Origin of the sequence: Micromonospora vulcania (genome assembly GCF_042658605.1) — a bacterium.
GTDB lineage: Bacteria > Actinomycetota > Actinomycetes > Mycobacteriales > Micromonosporaceae > Micromonospora > Micromonospora vulcania.
This window is the reverse complement of the sequence record NZ_JBHSQS010000013.1, coordinates 116,203-136,195: the sequence shown is the minus strand read 5'-3', so window position 1 is coordinate 136,195 and position 19,993 is coordinate 116,203. Positions and strand designations below refer to the sequence as shown.

21 protein-coding genes are annotated in these 19,993 nt (G+C 71.2%); 14 read left to right on the top strand and 7 right to left on the bottom strand.

The features are described 5' to 3' along the window. Positions 1-4: 4 nt before the first annotated feature. A complete protein-coding gene (locus ACFQGL_RS21865) occupies positions 5-256 on the top strand; it encodes a hypothetical protein (protein WP_377514113.1) in 252 nt (83 codons plus the stop codon). Between the two features lie 95 nt (positions 257-351). Further along, a complete protein-coding gene (purB, locus tag ACFQGL_RS21860; RefSeq protein WP_377514112.1) occupies positions 352-1,776 on the top strand; it encodes an adenylosuccinate lyase in 1,425 nt (474 codons plus the stop codon). A 95-nt stretch (positions 1,777-1,871) separates the two neighbouring features. On the opposite strand, the gene ACFQGL_RS21855 is transcribed toward purB, so the two are convergent. Both ACFQGL_RS21855 and ACFQGL_RS21850 read right to left on the bottom strand, forming a co-directional pair. After that, positions 1,872-2,435 (bottom strand): YbjQ family protein, encoded by a 564-nt coding sequence (locus tag ACFQGL_RS21855; RefSeq protein WP_377514150.1) that lies wholly within the window; start codon positions 2,433-2,435, stop codon positions 1,872-1,874. A 24-nt stretch (positions 2,436-2,459) separates the two neighbouring features. Continuing rightward, the gene (locus tag ACFQGL_RS21850) at positions 2,460-3,143 is read right to left on the bottom strand and encodes a S1 family peptidase (RefSeq protein ID WP_377514111.1); all 684 of its coding nucleotides are present in this window, start codon (positions 3,141-3,143) and stop codon (positions 2,460-2,462) included. A 354-nt stretch (positions 3,144-3,497) separates the two neighbouring features. Between ACFQGL_RS21850 and purS the strand changes: the two genes are divergently transcribed. The 4 genes from purS (at position 3,498) to ACFQGL_RS21830 (ending at position 7,944) form a co-directional block, all read left to right on the top strand. Continuing rightward, on the top strand, positions 3,498-3,761 hold the full coding sequence (gene purS / locus ACFQGL_RS21845; RefSeq protein WP_252417098.1) for a phosphoribosylformylglycinamidine synthase subunit PurS: 264 nt from the start codon (positions 3,498-3,500) through the stop codon (positions 3,759-3,761). Beyond that, the gene (purQ, locus tag ACFQGL_RS21840; RefSeq protein ID WP_377514109.1) at positions 3,758-4,441 is read left to right on the top strand and encodes a phosphoribosylformylglycinamidine synthase subunit PurQ; all 684 of its coding nucleotides are present in this window, start codon (positions 3,758-3,760) and stop codon (positions 4,439-4,441) included. The genes purS and purQ overlap by 4 nt, the downstream gene beginning before the upstream one ends. A gap of 67 nt (positions 4,442-4,508) precedes the next feature. Next, complete coding sequence (purL, locus tag ACFQGL_RS21835) at positions 4,509-7,184, top strand: phosphoribosylformylglycinamidine synthase subunit PurL (RefSeq protein WP_377514107.1); 2,676 nt, start codon at positions 4,509-4,511, stop codon at positions 7,182-7,184. Between the two features lie 4 nt (positions 7,185-7,188). After that, positions 7,189-7,944 (top strand): 2-phosphosulfolactate phosphatase, encoded by a 756-nt coding sequence (locus ACFQGL_RS21830; protein WP_377514106.1) that lies wholly within the window; start codon positions 7,189-7,191, stop codon positions 7,942-7,944. A gap of 64 nt (positions 7,945-8,008) precedes the next feature. Here the strand turns inward: ACFQGL_RS21830 and ACFQGL_RS21825 are convergent, their stop codons facing one another. Beyond that, positions 8,009-10,069 carry a carboxypeptidase-like regulatory domain-containing protein gene (locus ACFQGL_RS21825; RefSeq protein WP_377514104.1) on the bottom strand — a complete coding sequence of 687 codons (2,061 nt, stop codon included), beginning with the start codon at positions 10,067-10,069 and terminating at the stop codon, positions 8,009-8,011. A 102-nt stretch (positions 10,070-10,171) separates the two neighbouring features. Here ACFQGL_RS21825 and ACFQGL_RS21820 point away from each other — a divergent pair, with 102 nt between their 5' ends. The 5 genes from ACFQGL_RS21820 to amcA all read left to right on the top strand — a co-directional run bounded on the left by ACFQGL_RS21820 (position 10,172) and on the right by amcA (position 14,887). Next, the gene (locus ACFQGL_RS21820; RefSeq protein WP_377514102.1) at positions 10,172-10,525 is read left to right on the top strand and encodes a sterol carrier family protein; all 354 of its coding nucleotides are present in this window, start codon (positions 10,172-10,174) and stop codon (positions 10,523-10,525) included. A gap of 168 nt (positions 10,526-10,693) precedes the next feature. Beyond that, positions 10,694-12,232 carry an amidophosphoribosyltransferase gene (gene purF, locus ACFQGL_RS21815; protein ID WP_377514101.1) on the top strand — a complete coding sequence of 513 codons (1,539 nt, stop codon included), beginning with the start codon at positions 10,694-10,696 and terminating at the stop codon, positions 12,230-12,232. A 61-nt stretch (positions 12,233-12,293) separates the two neighbouring features. Next, complete coding sequence (gene purM, locus ACFQGL_RS21810) at positions 12,294-13,448, top strand: phosphoribosylformylglycinamidine cyclo-ligase (protein ID WP_377514100.1); 1,155 nt, start codon at positions 12,294-12,296, stop codon at positions 13,446-13,448. 130 nt (positions 13,449-13,578) lie between these two features. Continuing rightward, the gene (gene amcB, locus ACFQGL_RS21805; protein WP_377514149.1) at positions 13,579-14,682 is read left to right on the top strand and encodes a cyclophane-forming radical SAM peptide maturase AmcB; all 1,104 of its coding nucleotides are present in this window, start codon (positions 13,579-13,581) and stop codon (positions 14,680-14,682) included. Then, on the top strand, positions 14,651-14,887 hold the full coding sequence (gene amcA, locus ACFQGL_RS21800; protein ID WP_377514099.1) for a multiple cyclophane-containing RiPP AmcA: 237 nt from the start codon (positions 14,651-14,653) through the stop codon (positions 14,885-14,887). Before amcB ends, amcA begins: the two co-directional genes overlap by 32 nt. 144 nt (positions 14,888-15,031) lie before the next feature. Here amcA and ACFQGL_RS21795 read toward each other — a convergent pair whose 3' ends face one another. Both ACFQGL_RS21795 and ACFQGL_RS21790 read right to left on the bottom strand, forming a co-directional pair. Then, positions 15,032-15,247 (bottom strand): DUF3073 domain-containing protein, encoded by a 216-nt coding sequence (locus ACFQGL_RS21795; RefSeq protein ID WP_377514098.1) that lies wholly within the window; start codon positions 15,245-15,247, stop codon positions 15,032-15,034. Between the two features lie 301 nt (positions 15,248-15,548). Beyond that, positions 15,549-16,631, bottom strand: coding sequence for a Glu/Leu/Phe/Val family dehydrogenase (locus ACFQGL_RS21790; RefSeq protein WP_377514097.1), 1,083 nt, complete (start codon positions 16,629-16,631; stop codon positions 15,549-15,551). 193 nt (positions 16,632-16,824) lie between these two features. Between ACFQGL_RS21790 and ACFQGL_RS21785 the strand changes: the two genes are divergently transcribed. Both ACFQGL_RS21785 and ACFQGL_RS21780 read left to right on the top strand, forming a co-directional pair. Further along, a complete protein-coding gene (locus ACFQGL_RS21785; protein WP_377514148.1) occupies positions 16,825-17,664 on the top strand; it encodes a DUF8083 family protein in 840 nt (279 codons plus the stop codon). 251 nt (positions 17,665-17,915) lie between these two features. Continuing rightward, complete coding sequence (locus tag ACFQGL_RS21780) at positions 17,916-18,125, top strand: BldC family transcriptional regulator (RefSeq protein WP_007073996.1); 210 nt, start codon at positions 17,916-17,918, stop codon at positions 18,123-18,125. A gap of 86 nt (positions 18,126-18,211) precedes the next feature. Here ACFQGL_RS21780 and ACFQGL_RS21775 read toward each other — a convergent pair whose 3' ends face one another. After that, positions 18,212-18,601, bottom strand: coding sequence for a PPOX class F420-dependent oxidoreductase (locus ACFQGL_RS21775; protein ID WP_377514095.1), 390 nt, complete (start codon positions 18,599-18,601; stop codon positions 18,212-18,214). A 54-nt stretch (positions 18,602-18,655) separates the two neighbouring features. Here ACFQGL_RS21775 and ACFQGL_RS21770 point away from each other — a divergent pair, with 54 nt between their 5' ends. Beyond that, the gene (locus ACFQGL_RS21770) at positions 18,656-19,435 is read left to right on the top strand and encodes a class I SAM-dependent methyltransferase (RefSeq protein WP_377514094.1); all 780 of its coding nucleotides are present in this window, start codon (positions 18,656-18,658) and stop codon (positions 19,433-19,435) included. 104 nt (positions 19,436-19,539) lie between these two features. Here the strand turns inward: ACFQGL_RS21770 and ACFQGL_RS21765 are convergent, their stop codons facing one another. After that, the gene (locus ACFQGL_RS21765) at positions 19,540-19,842 is read right to left on the bottom strand and encodes a hypothetical protein (protein WP_377514091.1); all 303 of its coding nucleotides are present in this window, start codon (positions 19,840-19,842) and stop codon (positions 19,540-19,542) included. Between the last annotated feature and the right edge of the window lie 151 nt (positions 19,843-19,993).

Genomic DNA, 19,993 nt, shown 5'->3' with positions numbered 1-19,993 from the left:
CGGAGTGGACCGGCGCGAGGTACGGGACGCCCTGCTGGCCGCCGGGCTGTCCCCGGACGCCTTCGAGGTGCAGGGCGTACACGAGCACGCGCCGGTCCCTCCCGACTTCTGGTTCCTGCGCCGGTCGTCGGGCACGGGCTGGGAGGTCGGTGCCTACGAGCGCGGCACGTACGACGTCCGGCAGGTGTTCGACACCGAGCAGGAGGCGTGCGCGCTGCTGTGGCGGGCGCTCACCGGCCGGCCCGCACCGCCCTGAGCGGCCGGTCTGGCGTTTTTCACCGGCGGTCTGGCCCGCCGGCGGGCGGTGGCCCGGTCCTCGGCCGTCCGGCCGGGTGACGGACAATGAGGTACGTGACGACGATCCCGAACGTGCTCGCCAACCGGTACGCCTCGCCAGAACTGGTCGCCCTCTGGTCGCCGGAGGAGAAGGTCCGGATGGAGCGGCGGCTCTGGCTCGCCGTGCTCCGCGCCCAGCGTGACCTCGGCGTACCCGTGCCGGACGGCGTGGTCGAGGCGTACGAGCGGGTGCTCGACCAGGTCGACCTGGCCTCGATCGCGGAGCGGGAGCGGGTCACCCGGCACGATGTGAAGGCGCGGATCGAGGAGTTCAGCGCGCTCGCCGGGCACGAGCACGTGCACAAGGGCATGACCTCGCGGGACCTCACCGAGAACGTCGAGCAGCTTCAGGTGCGCGCCTCGCTGGAGCTGATCCGGGACCGGGTGGTGGCCACCCTGGCCCGGCTGGCCTGGCTCGCGCACGAGCACTCCGAGCTGGTGCTCACCGGCCGTTCGCACAACGTGGCGGCACAGGCCACCACGCTGGGCAAGCGCTTCGCGTCGGCGGCGGAGGAGCTGCTGATCGCGTACGAGCGGCTGGAGGAGCTGATCGCCCGCTACCCACTGCGCGGGATCAAGGGCCCGGTCGGTACGGCCGCCGATCAGCTCGACCTCTTCGACGGCGACGCCGACAAGGTGGCCGAGTTGGAGCGTCGGGTGGCCGAGCACCTGGGTTTCTCCCGGGTGCTGGACAGCGTCGGGCAGGTCTACCCGCGGTCGCTGGACTTCGACGTGCTGGCCGCGTTGGCGCAGACCGCCGCCGCCCCGTCGTCGCTGGCCACCACGATCCGGTTGATGGTCGGCCAGGAGTTGGCGACCGAGGGCTTCAAGCCCGGCCAGGTCGGCTCCAGCGCAATGCCGCACAAGATGAACACGCGCTCGTCGGAGCGGGTGAACGGCTTCGCGGTGATCATCCGGGGTTACCTGTCGATGGTCGGCGAGTTGGCCGGTGACCAGTGGAACGAGGGCGACGTCTCCTGCTCGGTGGTCCGCCGGGTGGCCCTGCCGGACGCGTTCTTCGCCGCCGACGGGCTGTTCCAGACCTTCCTCACCGTGCTCGACGAGTTCGGCGCGTACCCGGCGGTGATCAACCGGGAGTTGGAGCGGTTCCTGCCCTTCCTGGCCACCACGAAGATCCTGGTGGCGGCCGTCCGGCGCGGAGTCGGCCGGGAGGTCGCACACGAGGTGATCAAGGAGCACGCGGTCGCGGTGGCGCTGGCCATGCGCGAGAAGGGCAGCCCGGAGAACGACCTGTTCGACCGCTTGGCCGCGGACGGCCGCCTCGGCCTGTCCCGCGCCGACATCGACACCCTGGTAGCCGACCGCACCGCCTTCGTAGGCGCCGCCCCCGCCCAGGTAGCAGCGGTAACAGCCCGCATCACCAAGGTCGTACAAACCCACCCAAACGCCGCAACCTACAGCCCACCCCCCATCCTCTAACCCCACCCACCCCTGCCTGTGTTGATCAAGAGGTTTACGTCATCGTCGACCTCCCCGATGACGCAAACCTCTTGATCAACGCAGTCGGGCGGGGGTTAGTCGCCGGTGGGGGTTTCGGCGGCGGTGCGCAGGTTGGGGGCGCTGGCCGGTTCGGCGATGCCGCCGGGGGCTTCCACCACCTCCGCCTGGTGCGCGGTCTCTGCCGCGACCGCCGGCTGGTCGGCGGGCATGACGTCGGGCATCACGGGTACGACGATCACCGCCGTGCCGTACGCGCAGATCTCCATCCACATCTCGCCGCAGTCCCGACTGTCGAACCGCATGCCGATCACCGCGTTCGCCCCCAGTCGCAGGGCCTCCTCGCCGAGGCGGGCCACCGAGTCGGTGCGCCACCGGGTCAGGTTGTCCGGTGCCATCGGGTCGTACGCGCCACCGCGCAGGTTCTTGACCCCCTCGCGGTACGGGTTGCGCGTCCTGGCCATCGATGACACCACCTCACCGAGAATCTGGCGGATTTCGTAGCCGGGCAGTTGCTCCGTCGTCACGACCAGCACGTTTCCGATGTTGTCAGGCGCAAGGCGACCCGATCGTGAGCATTGTTCACCTGATCGGATGCTGCAAAACGACGCGGCGCGGACGGCCGGCACGCCGCCGACCATCCGCACCGCGCGGGGTGCTAACCGTCAGACACCGGCCACCGAGGTGATCCAGGCCCGGTTGTACGCGACACTGCCGTAGTTCTGGATGCTGGAACCGTCGGCCGTGGAGGCCACGCCGACCTGCTGGCCGTTGTAGAACTGCGGGCCACCCGAGTCACCCCGCCACGCGTTGCCGTTGATCCTGGTGCTGCGGATCGCCTGCCCGCCGTACGCGTCGGTGGCGCTGTTGCTGGTCACCCGGACGGTGGCGGTCTTGAGCTGGCTGGACGCCGAGCAGCCGCTGTAGCAGGTCATGCCCCAGCCGTAGATCGAGTTGGTCGAGTTGATCGGGGGGTTGCTGCTGGCCAGGCTGACCGCCGAGGTGCTGACGGTGCTGGAGAGCCGCATCAGGGCGAGGTCGTTGCGGGTGTAGGTGGCGCTGACGGTGCGGGTGACCCCGCCCGAGGCGCGATAGACGCTGCCGACCCGGACCGACATCGTGCCGCTGATGCAGTGGCGTGCGGTGAGCACCCACTGCGAGGAGATCACGCTGCCGGAGCAGGTGAACGAGCCGTTGCTGAACACCGCGGCCGCCCAGGGGGCGGACGAGACGGTGCCACCGCCGATGATGGGTTGCGGGCCGGCCGGGGCGGCGGAGGCGCCGGACGCGGCGCCGAGGACGCCGATCAGTGCGGTGCCGAGCAGGGCGAGCAGGGGACGGATGCGCATCGGGTGGACTCCTTGGACGGGCGGGCCCGGGGTCGCCGGGCTCAAGAGGGCGCCGGCGAGGGTCCCCGCCGACGCTGGCATCGAACTCTGTCGATGTAGGTTAGGGCCCGCGCCGGCCATTTTCAAGAAATTGATCGAGGCAAACCAATGTAACGATTCGGCTACCTAGGGTGCCGTATATGCCCAGGTGGGAGCGTGTGTACCGAAGTTTGGCCCGTCCGACCCGTCGGTTATGTTGATCACTGCCTGAAGTGCACCCGGCCGGTGCGGCTGTGACGGTAACTGCCAGGTACGCTGGCTGCGCTCGCCCGTTGTGGGTCGGCACCCAACTGCGTACACAGTCAGGAGTGCCCAGTGCCTCGCGTCGTCGTCGACGTCATGCTCAAGCCCGAGATCCTCGATCCGCAGGGCCAGGCCGTCGCAAACGCGCTGCCCCGGCTCGGCGTCAGTGACGTCGCCTCGGTCCGGATCGGCAGGCGGATCGAGATCGAGTTCGCCGGTGAACCGGATCTGGACCGTGCCCGGGAGATTGCCGACAAGCTGCTCGCCAACCCGGTCATCGAGGACTTCACCGTCCGACTCGTCGAGGCCGACGAGACCGCGGACGCCCGCTCGTGACCGCCCGGGTCGGTGTGGTCACCTTCCCTGGCTCGCTCGACGACGGGGACGCTGCCCGTGCCGTCCGGATCGCCGGCGCCGAGCCGGTCCGGCTCTGGCACGGTGACCCGGAGCTGCACGGGGTGGACGCGGTCGTGCTGCCCGGCGGCTTCTCCTACGGCGACTACCTGCGCTGCGGAGCCATCGCCCGGTTCGCCCCGGTGATGGAGACGATCGTGGACGCCGCCCAGGGTGGTCTGCCGGTGCTCGGCATCTGCAACGGCTTCCAGATCCTCTGCGAGGCGCACCTGCTTCCCGGCGCGCTCACCCGCAACCAGCACCTGCACTTCCGCAACCGGGACCAGATCCTGCGCATCGAGTCGGCCGGCACCGCGTGGACCAACGCGTTCCAGCCCGGCCAGGAGGTGCTCATCCCGGTGAAGAACGGTGAGGGCTGCTACGTCGCCGACACCGCGACGCTGGATCAGCTCGAAGCCGAGGGCCGGGTCGTCGCCCGCTACGTCGGTGGCAACCCGAACGGGTCGCAGCGTGACATCGCCGCGATCACCAACCCCGCCGGCAACGTGGTCGGCATCATGCCGCACCCCGAGCACGCGGTGGAGGCGCTCACCGGCCCCTCGCTGGACGGCCTCAGCTTCTTCACCTCGGTCCTCAAGCACCTGGTGGGGGCGCCGGCGTGACCGGCGGCACGATCATCGGTCAGCTCAACCGTCGGTCGGGCGGGCACGAGCGCAGCGAGGAGAGGTCATGACCACCCATCCGGACCCGGTACGGGACACACCGGAGGCGTACTCCGCCCCGGCGCAGCCGACCGAGCCGCGCCCGGCGCAGCCCGCCGCCCCGGCGACCGCCCCCGCTCAGCCGGCCGTGGCCGACTGGACCGATGGCGTGGACACCGTGCCGCGCGCCGGTGGCACCCCGGGCGAGCTTCAGCCGTACACCGAGCTGGGTCTCCGCGACGACGAGTACGACCGGATCCGGCACATCCTCGGCCGCCGGCCCACGCAGTCCGAGCTCGCGATGTACTCGATCATGTGGAGCGAGCACTGCTCCTACAAGTCGAGCAAGGTGCACCTGCGCCAGTTCGGTGAGAAGGCCCCGCACAGCGACCGGCTGCTCGCCGGGATCGGCGAGAACGCCGGGGTGGTGCAGGTCTCCGACGAGCTGGCGGTGACCTTCAAGGTCGAGTCGCACAACCACCCGAGCTTCGTCGAGCCCTACCAGGGCGCGGCGACCGGCGTGGGCGGCATCGTCCGGGACATCCTCGCCATGGGCGCCCGCCCGGTCGCCGTGATGGACCCGCTGCGCTTCGGTGCCGCGGACCACCCGGACACCGCCCGGGTTCTCACCGGCGTGGTCGCCGGCGTGGGCGGCTACGGCAACTGCCTCGGCCTGCCCAACATCGGCGGCGAGTTGGTCTTCGACCCGTCCTACCAGGGCAACCCCCTGCTCAACGCGCTCTGCCTTGGCGTGCTGCCGGTCGACCGGCTGCAGAACAAGGCCGCCGCAGGCCCCGGCAACGTGGTCGTGCTGATGGGTGCCAAGACCGGTCGCGACGGCATCGGCGGCGTGTCGGTGCTGGCCAGCGCCACCTTCGACGAGGGCAGCGAGCAGCGTCGCCCCGCGGTACAGGTCGGTGACCCGTTCACCGAGAAGCTGCTGATCGAGGCGTGCCTGGAGCTGTACGACGGCCAGCTCGTGGTCGGCATTCAGGACCTCGGCGGCGCCGGGCTGACCTGCGCGCTCACCGAGACCGCCGCGGCCGCCGGCACCGGCATGCGGGTCTGGCTGGAGCGGGTGCCGCTGCGCGAGCCCTCGATGGACCCGCACGAGATCCTGGCCAGCGAGTCCCAGGAGCGGATGCTGCTGGTCGTCGAGCCGGAGAAGCTCGACGCGGTGCTCAAGACCGCCGAGAAGTGGGGCGTGCTGGCCACCGCGATCGGCGAGGTCACCGCGCCGGAGCCGGACGGTCGTCCGGGCCGGCTGCTGATCACCTGGCAGGACCACCTGGTCGTCGACGTACCGCCGGGCTCGCTGGTGGACGACGGCCCGGTCTACGCCCGGCCGATGCGTGAGCCGGCCGACCTGATCCTGCTCCAGGCCGACCGCGCCGAGACGCTGCCCCGCCCGGCCGACCCGGAGGCGCTGCGGGAGACCGTGCTGCGCATGATCGCGTCGCCGAACCTGGCCGACAAGACCTGGGTCACCGAGCAGTACGACCGCTACGTGCTGGGCAACACCGTGCTCGCCCAGCCGGAGGACGGCGGTGTGATCCGGATCGACGAGCGGACCGGGCTCGGCGTGGCGCTGTCGGTGGACGGCAACGGCCGGTACGCCCGGCTCGACCCGTACAACGGCACCAAGCTGGCGCTGGCCGAGGCGTACCGGAACGTCGCGGTGACCGGCGCGAAGCCGATCGCCGTGACCAACTGCCTCAACTTCGGCTCCCCGGAGGACCCGGGCGTGATGTGGCAGTTCGCCGAGGCCGTGCGCGGCCTGGCGGACGGCTGCCTGGAGCTGGGCATCCCGGTCACCGGCGGCAACGTCAGCTTCTACAACCAGACCGGTGCGGCTGCCATCCACCCGACCCCGGTGGTGGGTGTGCTGGGCGTGCTGGACAACGTCGCCGACCGGGTGCCGATGGGCTTCGCCCCGCGCGCCAACGGCGACCACGACCAGCTCTACCTGCTGGGCGACACGCACGTCGAGCTGTCCGGCTCGGAGTGGGCCTGGGTGACGCACGAGCACCTCGGTGGCATCCCGCCGCAGGTCGACCTCGCCCGGGAGAAGGCGCTCGCCGATCTGCTGGCCGAGGCGGCCCGGGTCGGTCACCTCAGCTCGGCGCACGATCTCTCCGACGGTGGCCTCGCGCAGAGCCTGGTCGAGTCCACGCTGCGCCGTGGCGTCGGCGCCCGGATCGCGGTGCCGGAGCAGTTCGCCGACGGCTCGATGCCGTTCGTCTACCTGTTCAGTGAGTCCGCCGGCCGGGCGTTGGTGTCGGTGCCGCGTGGCCACGACAAGGCGTTCGCAGCGCTCTGCGCCGAGCGGGGGGTGCCGTTCGAGCTGATCGGCGTCACCGACCCGGCCAGCGGTGCGCTGGAGGTGCACGGCCAGTTCCGGATCGGTCTGGACGAGCTGCGCACCGCGCACACCGAGACGCTCCCGCGCCTGTTCGGGGGCGCGACGGGCGTCGAGGTGCCCGCTCCGGCGGCCGGCGTGGCGGGCGCGACCGAGGCCGTGCCGTTGCCGGTCGCTGAGGCCGCGCAGGACGAGCCGGCGGCGGTGGCCGCCGAGCCGATCGCTTCGGCCGGGCCGGCTCCGGGTACCGGGGCGGTCGATCCGGTCGCCGAGGCGTCCGGATCCGGCGACGGATCTTCCGAGTCTGACTCCGGTGTCGCCGAGCCCGCGCCTGACGAACGCTGAGGCGTTGTCCGCCACCGTCTACGGCCAACCCGGATCCGGTGCCCGGTTCGACTGGGGCCTGACCGGGGCGGCCGAGCTGGGGCGGGTCTGCGCCGCGCTGGTGGTGGTGGACGTGCTCTCGTTCACCACCTCGGTGGAGGTGGCGGTCAGCCGTGGCATGCGGGTGCACCCGTTTCCCTGGGGTGACCAGGCAGCCGAGTACGCGCTGCGGGTCGGCGCGGTGGCTGCGGTCGGTCGTCGGCGGACGACGGCGGAGCACCCGTGGTCGCTCTCGCCCGCCGCGTTGAGCGCCGCGCCGGTGGTGACGGACCTGGTACTGCCCTCGCCGAACGGCTCGGCGATCAGCGCCGCGGCCAGTGCCACCGGGCTGCCGGTGGTCGCCGGCTGCCTGCGTAACGCCCGCGCCGTCGGGCGTTGGCTGCGCCGCCAGGGGTACGGCACGACGGACGCCCCGATCGGCGTGATCGCCTCGGGGGAGCGGTGGCCGGACGGGTCGCTGCGTCCGTCGGTGGAGGACCAGCTCGGCGCGGCCAGCGTGCTCGATGCCCTCTCCGGCGTGCCGGGCGGGCTCTCCGTGGAGGCGGCCATGGCGCTCGCCGCGCTGGCCAGCACCCCGGACGTGCCCGCTGCCGTGCGCGGCAGCGTCTCCGGCCGGGAACTGACCGAGAGCGGGTTCGCCGCCGACGTGGACATCGCCGTCCGGGTGGGGGTCTCGGACGTCGTACCGGTGCTCCGGCAGGGCGTGTTCTCCGCCGCCTGACCGATACCGATCAAATACGAAGGGCCGCCCGGAAAACCGGGCGGCCCTTCGTGGTGCTGCTGGGTCAGTCGTCGAGCCAGTCGAGGCGTCGACCGCTGCGCTCGGTCGGCGGCGGACCGTCCGACCGGGTCCGGCCGGTCTGCTGGTCGTAGCCGCCCTGGTCATAGCCCCGGTCGTCGTAACCACCGCGCTGCTGCGGGGGCTGAGAACCGTAACCGCCCTGGTCGTACCCACCGGGCTGCTGCCCGTAGCCGCCCTGGTCGTAGCCCCGGTCGTCGTAGCCGCCGCGTTGCTGCGGGGGCTCCTGACCGTAGCCGCCCTGGTCGTAGCCGCCGGCCTGCTGACCGTAACCGCCCTGGTCGTACCCGCCGGCCTGCTGGCCGTAGCCGCCGGTCGGCTCCGCCGCCCGGCCGCCGTACGGAGCCGGGTCGGACTGGCCGTAGCCCTGGCCCTGCTCCGGCTGGTAGACGCCGGTGGCGTAGGGGTCGGCCGGTGCCGGGTACTGCGTGCTGTCGCCGGTGTACCGGCCGGTCGGCTCGTCGTAGCGCTCACCGTAGCCCGCACCGCCCGCCGGGGCGGGCGGGTAGGCGGCCGTACCGGCCGGGGCCGTGTAGTCGCGGCTGCCGTAGCCGCCGTCCGAGGCGGGTGCACCGCCGTAGCCGCCACCGGAGGCCGGGGCACCGCCATAGCCAGCGCCGGAGCCGGGCGCGGCACCGTAGCCGTCACCGGCCGCGCCGGCACCGTAGCCGCTGTCGGGGGTGGAGGCGGTGCCGTAGCCGCCGCCCGACGCGGGAGCGGCGCCGTAGCCGCCGGCTCCGTAACCGCCGGGGGCCGGCTCGTCGCCGTAGCCGCCGCCACCCCAGCCCTGCTGGCTGGACGCGCCGTACGGCTGCGCGGGCGCACCGTACGGGTCCGGCGGGACGTCGTCGACCACCGGGCGGTGCATCATCGTCGGCGCCTCGCTCAGCGCCGCACCGCCGACCATGGTCGGGTCCGGGCCGCCGCCATGCGGCCGGTTGACCACCCGGGTCTGGTCGTCGCCTCCGCGCAACCCGCCCCGGGCCGCCGGCACCGCACCGGCACCCGCGGGCTCGTCATCGTCGTCGCCGCTCTCCTTGCGCTTCATCCAGAGCAGCACGATCGTGCCGACACCGGCGGCCACCAGCAGGCCACCGAGCAGGATAATCATGTAGGAGCCGATTCCGCCGCCGTCTTCCTCGCTGTTGCCGGCGTTCGCCGCAGCGCCGGGGCTGGCCTCCTCGGAGGGCTCCTCCTCGGTGCCCTCCTCGGTCGCCTCCTCGGTGGGGGTGGCCTCGGCGCTGGCGGACGGCGTCGCGCTCGGCGTCGTCTCGACCTTGATCGCGAGGGTGATCCGCTGCCCGCTGACGGCCTGACCGGCGTTGGCGTTGAAGCTCTTGAGCCCCTGGATGTTGTTGGAGGACGCGCCCACGTCGATCCGGCCGGGGCTGATCGGGTTGGACGTGCTGCCGGTGAACCGGAAGTTGCCGCTGCCGTCGCTGATCGTGTCGTAACGGTGGCCAGCGCTGTCCTGGAGGATCACGATGGCGTTCGGCACCGGGTCGCCATTGGCCTGCACGACGACCTTGCCGGCGACCGACTTGACGGTCTGGGTCTGCGGAGGCGGCGGCGGGGCGGCCTTGCCCTTCACGGTCAGCGAGAAGGTCGCGGTGTCCGGGCCGGACTCGGCCTCGACAGCCACGGTGACGGTGGCCGTCGCGTCGGCTGCGCTGTCACTGGCCGCGATCCGCACCAACTGCGACTTCGGTTGGTTACCCAGGCCCGTGAAAGTGACGGTGCCGCAACCGCTGGCGCAGCTGACGCCCGACGGCAGGCCGGAGAGGCTGATCTTCGCCTCTTCGTCGCCAGCGCCGGGAGTGACGCGCACGGTGAGGGTGGCGTCGCTGCCGGCATTCACCGAGACCGAGCCGGGCGACACCTCGGCCTCAGCGGCCAGGGCTGGTGTAGCAGGGACGGCGAGCAGAGCGCCGGCAACCAGCGCTACGACCACACCGGCCCGCTGCTTCCAGGCACGTCGGTGTGTTGACACGTCCACCGCCTTCCGGACTGACTTCCCTGACCGGCGGGGCGCCGGGCCGGGGATCATCACGGTACGAATACGCCGTCGGCAACTATGCCTTGTCTCACTGGATCGGCGCGACCCAGGGCCGACGTCGGGCTGTCTGCCTGCGGGTCGTATCGTCCCGTCGTGTCCTCTCCGCACATTAAGTCCGCTGCTGTTGCGGCGGCGTTGTCGGCCCTCGACGAGGGGCGTACGCCCGAACGGCCGGTGTTCCGGGAGGCGGTCCGGTCCTTGTTGGCCGTCCTCGCGGAGCGCGCCCCCGGCCGATCGGTGGAGGTGCGCGTCCCACCATACGGTGCGATCCAATGCGTTCCCGGTCCTCGACACACCAGGGGAAACCCGCCGAACGTGGTCGAGATGGCACCGGAAACCTGGTTGGCGCTGGCGACCGGACGGATCGGCTGGGCTGAGGCGGTCACCGAGGGTCGCGTCCAGGTGAGTGGGGTCCGAGCGGACCTCTCGGCATACCTGCCCCTCTAGCTGCCCGGATGTCCGAGTGATCGTCACGCTCAGCAGGGAAATCGTGACTATCTGTATTGACGGCGATTCGCGTACACTGTCAGGCGACGACAGTGGTCCCGGCCCGGGAGTGTGGATCCGCCCCGTGATCCCGCCAGGCCGGTCCAGACCAGCATGAGGGAGCGGTAGGTGCCCCGAGGCGACGGCCGGCTGAGCCACGACCTTGACCCCCAACGACCCGGCCCCCAGGACGCGTGTGGCGTCTTCGGTGTCTGGGCACCCGGTGAAGAGGTTGCCAATCTGACCTACTTCGGCCTCTATGCCCTGCAGCACCGCGGCCAGGAGGCCGCGGGCATCGCGGTGAGCGATGGCTCCGGCGTGGTGGTCTACAAGGACCTCGGCCTGGTGGCGCAGGTCTTCGACGAGCCGACGCTGGCCAGCCTGCGCGGTCACCTGGCGATCGGGCACGCCCGCTACTCGACGACCGGCGCCTCGAACTGGGAGAACGCCCAGCCGACCATCCGGTCGACCAGCTCCGGCACGACGATCGCGTTGGCCCACAACGGCAACCTGGTCAACACCGCCGAGTTGGAGAAGGAGGTCGCCGAACGCGGCCTGGTCGCGGACGGCTCGACCAACGACACCTCGCTGGTGACCATGCTGCTGGCCAGCCGACCGGATCTTTCGGTCGAGGCCGCCGCGCTGGAGGTGCTGCCGCAGCTGCGCGGCGCGTTCAGCTTCGTCTTCATGGACGAGGCGACGCTCTACGCGGCCCGCGATCCGCACGGCGTACGCCCGCTGGTGCTCGGCCGGCTCGAGCGCGGCTGGGTGGTGGCCAGCGAGACCGCCGCGCTGGACATCGTCGGCGCGAGCGTGGTGCGTGAGGTCGAGCCGGGCGAGTTGATCGCGATCGACGAGAACGGGCTGCGCTCGACCCGCTTCGCGGCGCCCGAGCCGAAGGGCTGCCTCTTCGAGTACGTCTACATCGCCCGCCCGGACGCCACCATCGCCGGTCGCAACGTGCACGCGGCGCGGGTGCAGATCGGCCGGCAGCTGGCCAAGGAGCACCCGGTCGAGGCCGACCTGGTGATCCCGGTGCCCGAATCCGGCACCCCGGCCGCCATCGGCTACGCGGAGGCGTCCGGCATCACCTACGGCGCCGGCCTCATGAAGAACCCGTACGTCGGGCGCACGTTCATCCAGCCGTCGCAGACCCTGCGGCAGCTCGGCATCCGGCTCAAGCTCAACCCGCTGCGGGAGAACGTCCGGGGCAAGCGGATCGTGGTCGTGGACGACTCGATCGTGCGCGGCAACACCCAGCGGGCCATCGTGCGGATGCTGCGCGAGGCCGGGGCGCTGGAGGTGCACGTCCGGATCTCGTCCCCGCCGGTCAGTTGGCCGTGCTTCTACGGCATCGACTTCGCCACCCGGGCGGAGCTGCTGGCCAACGGGTTGGACAACGACGGCATCCGGCGCTCCATCGGCGCCGACACGCTGGGCTACGTCTCTCTTCCCGGCCTGATTGCCGCGACCGAGCAGCCGAAGACCCGGTTGTGTCGGGCGTGTTTCGATGGGGAGTACCCGATCGAGCTGCCAGCCGGCAACCTGATCGGCAAGCACGTGCTCGAAGGTGTGGGTCGACGGGTCGCCAACTCGGCGCCGGAAGCCCCGCACACCAACGGCTCGCTCGTCGCCACTCCGGGTGGCGTGACCGCAAACCGCCCGTAGCACCAACCGGCGCGGCCCGGCCACCGCCGGCGCGGCACCGAGAACCACAAAGGGGAGAACCGTGACGCACGTGTCCGAGCGCAGCGGCGCAGGAAGCAGCCCGACCGGCGCTGGGGGCGACCGCCAGCCCTGGACGGCGGGCGCGGGCCGTCAGGCACGCAAACGCTCGGTCTCGTACGCCGACGCCGGCGTCTCGATCGACGCGGGCGACCGCGCGGTGGAGCTGCTCAAGTCGAAGGTGCGGCAGACCCGCCGCCCCGAGGTGCTGGGCGACCTCGGCGGCTTCGCCGGCCTGTTCCGGCTGGACACGACGAAGTACAAGAACCCGATCCTGGCCTCGTCGACCGACGGGGTGGGCACCAAGCTGGTGATCGCCCAGCAGATGGACATCCACGACACGGTCGGCATCGACCTGGTCGCGATGGTCGTCGACGACCTGGTGGCGTGCGGCGCCGAGCCGCTGTTCCTGCTCGACTACATCGCCACCGGCGAGGTCGTCCCGGACAAGGTCGCCGAGATCGGTGCGGGCATCGCCGACGGCTGCCGGTACGCCGGCTGCGCGCTGCTGGGCGGGGAGACCGCCGAGCACCCGGGTGTGCTCCGTCCGGACGAGTACGACATCTCGGCGACCGGCGTCGGCGTGGTCGAGGAGAGCGACATCCTCAGCCCGGAGCGGGTCGAGGTGGGCGACGTGGTGATCGCGATGCGCTCCTCCGGCCTGCACTCCAACGGCTACTCGCTGGTTCGGCACGTGCTGCTCGGCGCGGCCCGGATGCGGCTGGACGTGGTGATCGACGACTTCGGCCGGCAGCGCACCCTGGGTGAGGAGCTGCTGACCCCCACCAAGATCTACGCCAAGGACTGCCTGAAGCTGATCGCCGAGGCCGAGGTGCGGGCGCTCGCACACGTCACCGGTGGTGGCATCCCCGGCAACCTGGTCCGGATCCTGCCGGAGCACGTCGACGCGGTGGTCAACCGGTCCACCTGGAAGCCGCAGCCGGTCTTCGACCTGATCCAGTCCAAGGGTCGGATCGACGACCAGGACATGGAGTCGACCTTCAACATGGGCGTCGGCATGTTCGCGATCGTCTCGGCCGAGGACGCCGACCGGGCGCTGGCCACGCTCACCGGCCGTGGGGTCGAGGCGTGGCAGGCCGGCGAGATCATCGAGGGCACCGGCAACGTGCAGATGGTGGGCCAGCACACCCGCGGATGATCACGCTCTGGTGATCGTACGGGCACCTGATCAGGGCTTCACCCGAGTGGCCGACGCGGCCTAGCCTGAAGGGCACCCTCAGGCTAGGTGGAGGAGGGCGATGGCTGCTCGGGGACAGTCGTTCAGCGGGATGCGCGGCCTGGCCGCGGTCCCGACGTACGTCGTCATGCAGCCCACCACCCTGTGCAACCTCGACTGCGCCTACTGCTACCTGCCGTTCCGCGCTGCCGATCGGCGGATGCCGGTGCCGGTTGCGGCGGCGGTCGCGGCGGCGGTGCAGCCGTGGGCGGCAGCCGGCCGGTTCTCCGTGGTCTGGCACGGTGGCGAGCCGCTGGCCACCGGCCGCAAGCACCTGGCCGACCTCCTCGCGCCGTTCGGGCCGGAGGTCGAGCACCACGTCCAGACCAACGCCACGCTGATCGACGACGACTGGTGTGCCTTCTTCGCGCAGCACGGGATCCGGGTGAGCGTGAGCGTGGACGGGCCCCGGGAGCGCAATGGCGACCGGGTCGGGCGGGGTGGACGGCCGGCGTACGACCAGATCCTGCGCGGGGTGGCCGCGCTGCGCCGGCACGGGCTGCCGTTCTCCGCGTTGGCCGTGGTCTCCCGGCCCGAGCCAGGGCTCGCCACCGAGTTGTACGACTACTTCCTCGGGCTGGGCTGCGACGTGCTGGGCATCAACATCGAGGAGACCGAGGGGGTCAACACCCGCGACAACCGTCACGATCCGGCGGCGGTGAGCGGGTTCTGGGCCGAGTTGGTGGCGGCGTGGCGCCGGGAGCCTCGGATCCACCTGCGCGAGATCGAGTGGTCGTTGCGCTACGCCGCGGCGGTGCTCGACAACTCGGCGGACGATGTGTTGCCCCGTCAACTCGACCCGATCCCGACGATCGGACACGACGGCTCGGTGACCGTGCTCTCCCCGGAACTGGCGGGCTTCACCGATCCGCACTACGGCGATTTCAGCAGCGGAAACGTGCTGACCACCCCGTTGGCCGAGATCCTCGCCGGTGCCGCGGCGACGCCGTGGGTGGGCGAGTTCCTGGCCGGGGTGGAGGCGTGCCGGGCGTCCTGCCCGTACTTCGGCTTCTGTGGTGGCGGCCATGCTGCCAACCGTTACTTCGAGCTGGGGCGTTTTGACGGTACGGAGACCGAGCACTGCCGCAACAGCAAGATCCGCCTATTGGAGGGAGTGTTGGAGCATGCCCGAGACCACCAGTCACCGGCGGCCTGAGCGCGAAGCGGACGACGCTCTGGACAAAGTCACCGAACGCGTGCGGGAAGTGGCCCCCGGGCTCGTCGCGCTCCTCCAAGAGGCCGAGGACGCACGGCGGCTGCGGGCAGAGGTGCCGGGCGGGGATGGTGCCAGCGCGGTGTGCGCCTGGAACCACTTCGAGAACATCCCGACCTTCTACAACTGGAACAACCGCCCGCGCTGAGGGTGACCACGATCGGGGGCCGGTCGACCGGCCGGAGTCTTCTCCGGCTGGGCCGCGCCCCCGATCGTCGGCACCGGTGCCGCTCCCGACGGGCACATGCGTGAGCACGCGGGGGTCACCGCGTGCTCAGCTGTCGTCGAGAGGTCAGCGGGCCGGACGGACCCAGGGATCCGGGTCGTCGTCCGCGTGATTCTCATCATCGTCGTCGACGAACTCTTTAGAGTCGTCGTCGAAGTGGTGCTCAGACTTACCAGCACCCGCCAGTTCGCGCTGCAAGGCGGTGAGGTCGGTGTTCGGGGAGTGGTACTTCAACTCCCGGGCAACCTTTGTCTGCTTGGCCTTAGCACGGCCGCGCCCCATGGCTCGACCCCCTCGCACAGAATGCGGGGCAGCCCGAAGGCGGGCCCCGATGACGTCAGGCATCTCTCGTGGCTCTTACGGTACATGGGGATGCCACCGTTCGGCACCTCGGGTTACCGTCAGCCGGCTCTGCGCGTCGCGTCGATCCGACCGTCACCCAGTGTACCCGGTAAGGAGCGGACCCGAGAGCACCCGTGACACCGGACAAAACGCGCCAAACTTGACCCGGCCTCAGCTTAGCGAGTCGGGCCGACAAAGGTGGCCCGGAGGCGGATCCGCTCGACCCGCCTCCGGGAACGCTTCAGCGCAGGTGAATCGAGCGCAGCCGACCGACGTCGGCCATCCGCCGCTCGGCCAGCCGGTCCGCGGCCACCGCCGGCGGCACACCCTCGGCATCGGCCAGGTGCAGGATCTCCCGGGTGGTGTCGTAGATCCGGGTCGCCCGCAGCTTCGCCCGGTCGAAGTTGAAGCCCTCGATCTCGTCCGCCACCTGGATCACACCGCCGGCGTTGACCACGTAGTCCGGCGCGTACAGGATGCCCCGGTCGGCCAGCAGCTTCTCGATGCCCGGGTGGGCGAGCTGGTTGTTCGCCGCGCCGGCCACCACCTTGGCCCGCAGCGCCAGCACGCTGTCGTCGTTCAGCGCGCCGCCCAGCGCGCACGGGGCGTACACGTCGATGTCCGCGGCGACCAGCGCGGTGGCGTCGTCCACCAGGGTGACCTGCGGGTGGTTGGCGCGCACCCAGGCCAGCGCCTTCGGGCTGACGTCGGTGGCCACCACCTCGGCGCCGTCCTCGAGCAGGTGCCCGGTCAGGTACTTGCCGACCTTGCCCAGTCCGGCCACGCCGACCCGCCGGCCGCGCAGGCTCGGGGTGCCCCAGACGTGCTCGGCGGCGGCCCGCATGCCCTGGAAGACGCCCCAGGCGGTCAGGATCGAGGAGTCACCGGCACCGCCGTGCTCCACGCTGCGGCCGGTCACGTACCGGGTCTCGCGGGCGATGACGTCCATGTCCGGCACGTAGGTGCCGACGTCGCAGGCGGTGTAGTAGCGGCCGGCCAGCGACTCCACGAAGCGGCCGTACGCGCGCAGCAGCGCCTCGCTCTTGATCTGCTCCGGGTCGCCCCAGATCACGGCCTTGCCGCCGCCCAGGTCCAGCCCGGCGAGCGCGTTCTTGTACGCCATCCCGCGGGACAGGTCGAGCACGTCGGCGAGCGCGGCGTCCTCGCTGGCGTACGGGTAGAAGCGGGTGCCGCCCAGCGCCGGACCCAGTGCGGTGGAGTAGATCCCGATGATCGCCTTCAGGCCGCTCTGCTTGTCCTGGCAGAACACGACCTGTTCGTGACCGGTCGATACCGGGTCGTCGGTGCTCGCGAATACGCCCATGACTGGCTCCTGAGATGGTGTGCGTCCTTGTGGGACGCGGACCTGGTGGACGCCGGCGGGGATGCTGCCGGTGCGATCGAGCCTAGTATCGGCCCCTTCGGAGGTGCCCGAGGCTCCGCCGCAGTCCCACGTTGCGGCGCGCGTGGTCCGGCCGCTGACCGCGCTCGGCTGCGGTTCGTGGGAGGATCGCGCGGTGCCGTCGCTCTTCGCTTCTTACCTGCGCGTGTACGAGCCGTTGACCGCCTTCGACCGGGACCGCCAGAGCTACTGGCGGCGTTACGTCTCGGAGGGGCGGGCGGTGGCCCCGATGGAGGGGCCCGGCCGGCAGCGGACGGCGGTGATCGAGGCGCTCGGCGCGGGCTGGACCCGGTTGCCGGACCTGCCGGAGGAGGCGTACGTCCTGGAGACGGACGACAGCCTGCTGGTCTGCCCCTGGAACCTGCGGATCCGGGTCGCCGAGGCGGCACTCAGCGCCCGGGACGGGGTGCCCTCGGTGCTCGCGGACGCGTTCGTGCCGCCGGTGCTCGCCGGGCAGGCCAGGGCGGTGGTGGACGACTGGCGCAGTGGTGCCCGGGTGCTGGAGCACGGGGTGCCGCGGGTGCACGAGCAGATCGCCACCTGGGGCGTACCCCTGCGGTGGTTTGTGCTCTTCGACCCGGCGGAGCGGGACCTGGTCACCCAGCCGGGCCGACGGGCGCTGCGCTACCGCACGGAGATCTCCAAGGCCCGTCGTCGCTCGTCACGGGCGTTGTCGGTGCTGCGTAAGTCGGTCGGCGACGCGCCGATCACCGAGGCGGTGGAGGAGGCGGCCCGCTGGCTGGAGGAGTTCCATCCGCGCTCGGTGGTGGAATTGGACTACGGCGGCCTGGTCGACCTGCTCTCCGACGAGACGCTGGCCGCGGACGACTCACCCGAGCTGGTCACCAGCGGCCTCGCCGGGCTGGCGCGCGGCGAGGCCGAGGAGGCGTCGGCGGCGTACGACAAGCTGGTGGCGCGCTGGCGAGCAGTGCAGCTGCTGGAGCGGTGCAACTAAGGCAAATCGCGCCAAGAAGCGCTCCCAAGATGAGGGGTGCTCGTAGTTGACGCATCACGAACCGTGATCATGAGTCCGAATAAGGTACTTTCTGCCGTGTAAAAGTCGTAAAAATCGGGCATGGTTCATCCGTCCGTCTAGGGACCTTCATCCGTTCGGCCCATGTCGGACATCGGGGACTAGCCGGACCATGGGAGACGCGTCGGCCGGCGGGACCCCGGCCGATGTCTATAAACGTGGAGGAGTGACCGATGGCATCGCGAACGCACGAACCAGAGCCGCTACTCACACCGGCCGAGGTGGCGTCGATGTTCCGTGTCGACCCGAAGACGGTGACCCGGTGGGCCAAGGCTGGCAAGCTCAGCGCCATCCGCACCCTGGGTGGCCACCGTCGGTACCGCGAGTCGGAGGTCAGGGCGCTGTTGCAGGGCCAGATCCCGCAGCAGCGACAGGGCGACTGAGCTGGCAGAAGTTTTTCGGGAAAGGGGCGGTGGATCTCGATCCACCGCCCCTTTCCATGTCCGACCGCTGCCAGAGCACATCGGCCTCAGCCGCGCCCCTCGGCCAGCGTCACCCGGATGCCGATCGTGCCGCCCTCGCCGCGGCGCAGCCGGCTGCCGAGCAGGCTCAGCCGACCGATCAGCCGGTACTTGTGCTTGAGCAGGTCGCGCACCCGGCCGGTCTCGCCACCACCGTAGAGCGTCGCGTGGGCCGGCACCTCCGCCCCGTGCGGTCGACCCCGCACGTCGCACGGCGCGACGGTCACCTCGCCGTTGCGGCGGATCCGCTTCACCTTGCCCGAGTCGGCCCGGGTCCAGACCGCCAACGCCTCGCCATCGCGTACCGCCCAGACCGGAGTCGGCACCGCCCGGCCGTCCTTGCGGAAGGTCGTGAGCAGGATGTACTTCTCAGCCGACAGGCGGTCCAACTCGGTCACGCCGCCAGGATACGGCCGCTGCGGGCCACCGAGTGGCCAGATAGCGTGAACGCCGTGACAGGGGAGCCACTCATCGGTGACGTCATCGGCGAACTGCTGCGCGACACGCTCGCGGTGGCCACCGGGGTCGGCCCCCGGCCACTGGTCGGCGGGCGGCTGCCCCGGCCGGTCATCGAGATCATCGAGCGCGACGACGGGTTGATCAACGGTGCGCCGGCCGCGCACTACCTGGACGGGCCGGCGGACTGGCAGCCGTACGACCACCGGGCGGTGGACCGGGTCCGGGGCGAGACGCTGGACGTGGGCACCGGCGCCGGACGGATCGCGCTGCTGTTGCAGGAGCGCGGCGTACCGGTGACCGGGCTGGACACCTCGGCGGGCGCGCTGGGCGTGAGCCGGCGGCGCGGGGTGCAACGGTTGGTGCACGGCACCGTCGACACGCACGTGGCCGACGGCCAGCGGTACGACACGTTTCTGCTGCTCGGCAACAATCTGGGGCTGATCGAGGGGCGGGAGCGGGCACCCGGGTTCCTGGCGGCGCTCGCCGCGCTGGCCCGGCCCGGAGCGCAGATCATCGCGCACGGCACCGACCCGTACGGCACCCGCGACCCGCTGCACACCGGCTACCACGAGCGCAACCGGCAGCGGGGTCGCCTCGGCGGCCAACTGCGGCTCCGGCTGCGCTACCGCGAGTTGGGCACCGAGTGGTTCGACTACCTGGTCTGCTCGGCCGACGAGTTCGCCGAGCTGGTGCACGGCAGCGCCTGGCAACTGACCGACGTGGACGACCGGGACGCCCCCTACTACCTGGCCACGCTGCGCCTGGTCGGCTGAGCTCTCGGTGTAAGGATTAGGCGCAAGGATTCGGTGTAAGGATTCGGTGTAAGGAAGGGCCCCTTGTTATCGCCAGGCGATAACAAGGGGCCCTTCCTTACACCTCAAACCTGGACGGTCGGGGGGAGTTGCTCGGGCGGGAGGCCGCCGTCGCCGTCGACCACCTCGTCCGGCGTGCCGTCCTCGTCGAGGTCGACCATGGTGATGTCCACCTTGCCGTCGCCGTTGGTGTCGAACTGGAACAGGTCGGCCTTACCGTCGCCGTCGGTGTCCGCCACCCACACGTCGGTCCGGCCGTCGTTGTTGGTGTCGGCGCGCAGCAGGTCGACCCGATCGTCTCCCCGGGTCTCCACGGTCTCCCCGTCGGTGCTCTCCGGGTTGGTGACGCTCTCCGGTGCCTGGCTCATGTCGACTGGTCCTTCCCTCGGTTGACGGCCGTCTGTACCCGATCTCGCGCTCCCCCACGCATGAGCCGGGTCGCCATGCTGCATAGGGTCGCACCATGAGCGAGCGGAGCGGGCGGAGCACCCGGGCCGGCGTGGCGGGGACCCCGCGCGC

Excerpts from the sequence above, each read along its gene's own strand:
- ACFQGL_RS21855 (WP_377514150.1), bottom strand. The coding sequence starts at position 2,435 with ATGGTCGGCGGCGTGCCGGCCGTCCGCGCCGCGTCGTTTTGCAGCATC.
- amcB (WP_377514149.1), top strand. The coding sequence starts at position 13,579 with ATGCGCGGCCTGGCCGCGGTCCCGACGTACGTCGTCATGCAGCCCACC.
- ACFQGL_RS21850 (WP_377514111.1), bottom strand. The coding sequence starts at position 3,143 with ATGCGCATCCGTCCCCTGCTCGCCCTGCTCGGCACCGCACTGATCGGC.
- ACFQGL_RS21780 (WP_007073996.1), top strand. The coding sequence starts at position 17,916 with ATGGCATCGCGAACGCACGAACCAGAGCCGCTACTCACACCGGCCGAG.
- amcA (WP_377514099.1), top strand. The coding sequence starts at position 14,651 with ATGCCCGAGACCACCAGTCACCGGCGGCCTGAGCGCGAAGCGGACGAC.
- purL (WP_377514107.1), top strand. The coding sequence starts at position 4,509 with ATGACCACCCATCCGGACCCGGTACGGGACACACCGGAGGCGTACTCC.
- ACFQGL_RS21790 (WP_377514097.1), bottom strand. The coding sequence starts at position 16,631 with ATGGGCGTATTCGCGAGCACCGACGACCCGGTATCGACCGGTCACGAA.
- ACFQGL_RS21765 (WP_377514091.1), bottom strand. The coding sequence starts at position 19,842 with ATGAGCCAGGCACCGGAGAGCGTCACCAACCCGGAGAGCACCGACGGG.
- ACFQGL_RS21795 (WP_377514098.1), bottom strand. The coding sequence starts at position 15,247 with ATGGGGCGCGGCCGTGCTAAGGCCAAGCAGACAAAGGTTGCCCGGGAG.
- ACFQGL_RS21825 (WP_377514104.1), bottom strand. The coding sequence starts at position 10,069 with ATGATCCCCGGCCCGGCGCCCCGCCGGTCAGGGAAGTCAGTCCGGAAG.